Origin of the sequence: Streptomyces phyllanthi (assembly GCF_009377205.1) — a bacterium.
GTDB classification, from domain to species: Bacteria; Actinomycetota; Actinomycetes; order Streptomycetales; family Streptomycetaceae; genus Streptomyces; species Streptomyces phyllanthi.
This window is the reverse complement of record NZ_VJZE01000695.1, coordinates 1-3297: the sequence shown is the minus strand read 5'-3', so window position 1 is coordinate 3297 and position 3297 is coordinate 1. Positions and strand designations below refer to the sequence as shown.

Genomic DNA, 3297 nt, shown 5'->3' with positions numbered 1-3297 from the left:
GTGGCCAACAGGGGAGCCAGCAGGGCGGCCAGATGGGTATGCCGCCGGGTGGCGCTCAGCAGGGGCAGGGCGGCGGTACGCCCTCGAGCGGCCAGCGCGGCGGTATGAGCGGGAGTGGCGGTATCGGCGGGGGCGGCGGCGCGAGCACCGAACTGATCTCGTACCTGAAGAAGAACCAGGACGGCGCCAAGTGGCTGCTGGCGGTGTCCAGTTCGCAGAGCGCGTCCCAGCTCATCCTCAACAGCGGTGAGCCCGTCATCTCCATGTGGGGCTGGTCCGGCAGCGACAAGGCGATGACGCTGACCAAGCTCAAGGAACTGGTGAAGAAGGGCGAACTGCACTACGTCCAGCTCGGCGGCGGCATGGGCGGCGGCCGCGGCGGGGACTCCGGCGTCAGCGCGGAGGTCACGGCGTGGGTGCAGGAGCATGGAACGGCGGTGCAGGAGAGCGAGTACAGCGGCGGCGCGACATCGAACTCCGACTCCGAGTCGCAGAGCAACGACTCGAACGGGTCGAACGAGTCGGCGCTCTACCGCCTGGACCCCTCGGACGTCAGCTGAAGTCCGTTCTCCGCTGCCGCTGTCTGCGGCCCCCGATGTCTCTCACCGACTCGGGGGCCGCGGTCATGACCACACCGGGCCTTACGCTCCCCACCGGGTGGCGTACCGCTCCCCCGCCGCATGCCACCACCCAGGCGGCGAGTCCCCGCTCACGACGGCCGTCGGCTGCTCAGGATGCAACCCCAGCGCCCACAGGGCCTCCCCCCGCACCCGAAGGCCGTACCACCCACGCCACCGACCACTGACGGGATCGCGCCCACAGGCCAGCCCCCAGCACCAGTCACCGGCCGTGAAGGGCATCCAGTCGATCCCCCGCTCCCGCAGTCAACCTCGCAGGGCCTGCGTCGGCCGCGGGCACTTGGGGACGTTCTCGTAGCTGAGGACGACGACCCACTCGGTCTCACTCACTGCAGGTTCCATACCGCTATGATGCCCGCCCGACGCCGCACCCTCAGCCCTTGTCATCGTCCGGCACATCCCACCCCCACCGGGCCATGACGACCTTCATCTCGCGCAGCTCGCGGCCGGGTTCGGCGTCGGCATCACCACCGTCTACCGCTACATCCGCGAAGCGGTCGATGTCCTGGCCGACCACGCATCGGTGTGAACGATGCGGGTCTTACCTCGGGTCGTCGGTGGCCCACGAGTAGTCGAAGCAATCCGGTCGCAGTCCCCAGAGGGCAAGAACGCCTTCGAGTGCAGACTCGTCCTTCGCAGAGGCTGCACGCACCCGCACCGCGCCGATGTCGTAGTCGAAGCCGTCGATGCGATCAGCGTCGTACTCCCAGTGCTCCAGGCGGAAGCCGCGATCCGCATTGCTCCGTACCCAGCCCTCCTGCGCCGCCTGGTCATCGAACGTGACCCGGTCCGGGGTGATATCCACAAACGCTCGCCGACCGGGTTGCGACGCTGCGACCTCCGCGATCAGCCGTCGCCCCAGGCGTAGTGCGGTCAGCTTGTCGCTGGGCCATGTTGATCGCTCATTCACGGATCCTCATCCTGACGGTCACCATCGAACGGCGCCATGGGTTTCACGGCGGTCCCGACCAGCGCCGTGACTGTGCACGCACGCCGGCACTGCGACACGAACCAGGGTCAGACTCACACCATTGGGCGGCTCAGCCCCTCAGGCGACTCCAAGATCGTCGCCGCCGGGTACGCCAAGACGGGCGCCCCGACTCTCGGCGATCCGGCGCACGTCGGTCAGCGACTCGCTCATCCGGGCGAGCAGGAACCGGAGTTGCGCCGACGTCGCTCGCTGGTCGGCCAGCATGTCGCCCGCGTGGCCGAGGAGTTCACCCGCCATGTCGAGCTGCACACGCTCAACGGCGTCGGCCACCCGCGAGACATGGCCGGCCCCGTCGGACACGAGATAACACCGCTTGCCCTCCGCCCCCGCCCAGGGCAGCAGCCGAAACTCACCCACGCCATCCTTCACGCCGTCATCTCCCATCCGTGGAGCACGTGCCGCCGCGTCTCCTGGCGGCGCTCATGGGCGACGAGGTAGGGACGGATGAGGGCATGGTCCTCGCCGCGCAGCGGGCCGGATTCCTTGAAACGGACCCTCGGGGCACAGACGTGTGCGATGACACGGTGCCGTTCCTCCCGGACTGCGGGAACCAGTCGGTGACGCCCTGCGCCGGGGAACAAGCGCCGTAGGAGCGCGTCGACGAGACGGGCGATCCGGTGACTCATGTCGTAGAACTCCGTGCGATTGGTAACCGTGACCCCGGACCGGTCGGACGGCCGCCGGGGTTTCGCTTTGTGTAGCGATTCACTCACAGAGCATTTGTCACAAGGGAGTTGATCCGGTGGGCACCATCTACGGCGACTGGCTGAAGCAACAGCGCGAGGCGGCCGGGCTGACACAACAGGAGTTGGCCGAGAGGGCGATCATGACGCGCTCGCACATCGCGCACATCGAGGCGGGGCGCAGGGTGCCCTCGAATGAGGACGCGCAGCGGCTGGACAGGGCCCTGGACACGGGGAACGTGCTGAGCAGTTTCCTGCCGCAGGAAGACGCGGCGACGGCCGACTACTTCGAGGCAGTGCGCGTACTCGAACAACAGGCGGTGATGATCCGGGAATTCGCCTTGGCGTACTTCCCCGGCATCCTCCAGACGGAACGGTACGCGCGCGTGATTCTGGGCTCAGCCTTCCCTCCAGTGAGCGAAGAGGAGTGTGACAGGCGCGTCGTCACACGCCTTGAGCGCGCGAAGATCCTTGAGAACCCGGTGATCCCCACGGTGTGGGTGTTGCTGGACGAAGTGGTGCTGCGGCGCCCCGTGGGCAGCGCGGACATCATGGCGGAGCAGATCATGCACATCGTTCTTCTCGCCGAGAGTGGACGTATCCGCGTACATGTGATGCCGTTCGCTGTGGGACTTCATCCGCTGATGCAGAGCATGCTCACGCTGATGTGGTTCGAGGACCAGCCGCCTTTGGCGTACACCGAGGGCGAGCGGATGGGGAAGTTGCACGACTCCCCATCCGTGGTTCACGAGTTGCAGAGTCGCTACGATCTCGCGCTGAGCGACGCACTGCCTCTGAAGGAGTCACTGGCCCTGCTGAGAGCCACTGCGAAGGACTACGGACACGATGACTGACCGAACCATTCCGGACGCGGCCGTGCTGAGCGGTTGGCGCAAGTCGTCCTACAGCAATACCGATGCCGGCAGCTGCCTCGAAGTCCTCGACAACCACCCCGCAGGCATCCCCGTCCGCGACTCCAAGAGCC

The 3297-nt window shown here is 67.1% G+C and carries 6 protein-coding genes and 1 pseudogene; 4 read left to right on the top strand and 3 right to left on the bottom strand.

Features of this window, described 5'->3' with window-relative positions; translation table 11 throughout:
- Positions 1–560, top strand: a 560-nt coding sequence (locus FNH04_RS43560; RefSeq protein ID WP_456154888.1) for a mannosyltransferase YkcB-related protein, incomplete at its 5' end; no start/stop codon positions are given.
- Positions 561–1071: 511 nt separating this feature from the next.
- Positions 1072–1149 (top strand): annotated as a pseudogene (locus FNH04_RS43550) (transposase family protein); the annotation flags it as partial.
- Between the two features lie 30 nt (positions 1150–1179).
- On the opposite strand, the gene FNH04_RS43545 reads toward FNH04_RS43550, so the two are convergent.
- From FNH04_RS43545 to FNH04_RS43535, 3 genes are all read right to left on the bottom strand, one after another.
- Positions 1180–1548, bottom strand: a complete 369-nt coding sequence (locus tag FNH04_RS43545; RefSeq protein ID WP_228031975.1) for a hypothetical protein — start codon at positions 1546–1548, stop codon at positions 1180–1182.
- Between the two features lie 138 nt (positions 1549–1686).
- The gene (locus tag FNH04_RS43540; RefSeq protein ID WP_386573604.1) at positions 1687–1986 is read right to left on the bottom strand and encodes a hypothetical protein; all 300 of its coding nucleotides are present in this window, start codon (positions 1984–1986) and stop codon (positions 1687–1689) included.
- Positions 1987–1994: 8 nt separating this feature from the next.
- The gene (locus tag FNH04_RS43535; RefSeq protein ID WP_152791761.1) at positions 1995–2255 is read right to left on the bottom strand and encodes a hypothetical protein; all 261 of its coding nucleotides are present in this window, start codon (positions 2253–2255) and stop codon (positions 1995–1997) included.
- A gap of 116 nt (positions 2256–2371) precedes the next feature.
- Between FNH04_RS43535 and FNH04_RS43530 the strand changes: the two genes are divergently transcribed.
- Complete coding sequence (locus FNH04_RS43530; RefSeq protein WP_322725567.1) at positions 2372–3166, top strand: helix-turn-helix domain-containing protein; 795 nt, start codon at positions 2372–2374, stop codon at positions 3164–3166.
- Positions 3159–3297 (top strand): DUF397 domain-containing protein (locus tag FNH04_RS43525; RefSeq protein WP_152791760.1); only part of this gene is annotated, 139 nt, incomplete at its 3' end. The genes FNH04_RS43530 and FNH04_RS43525, both read left to right, overlap by 8 nt.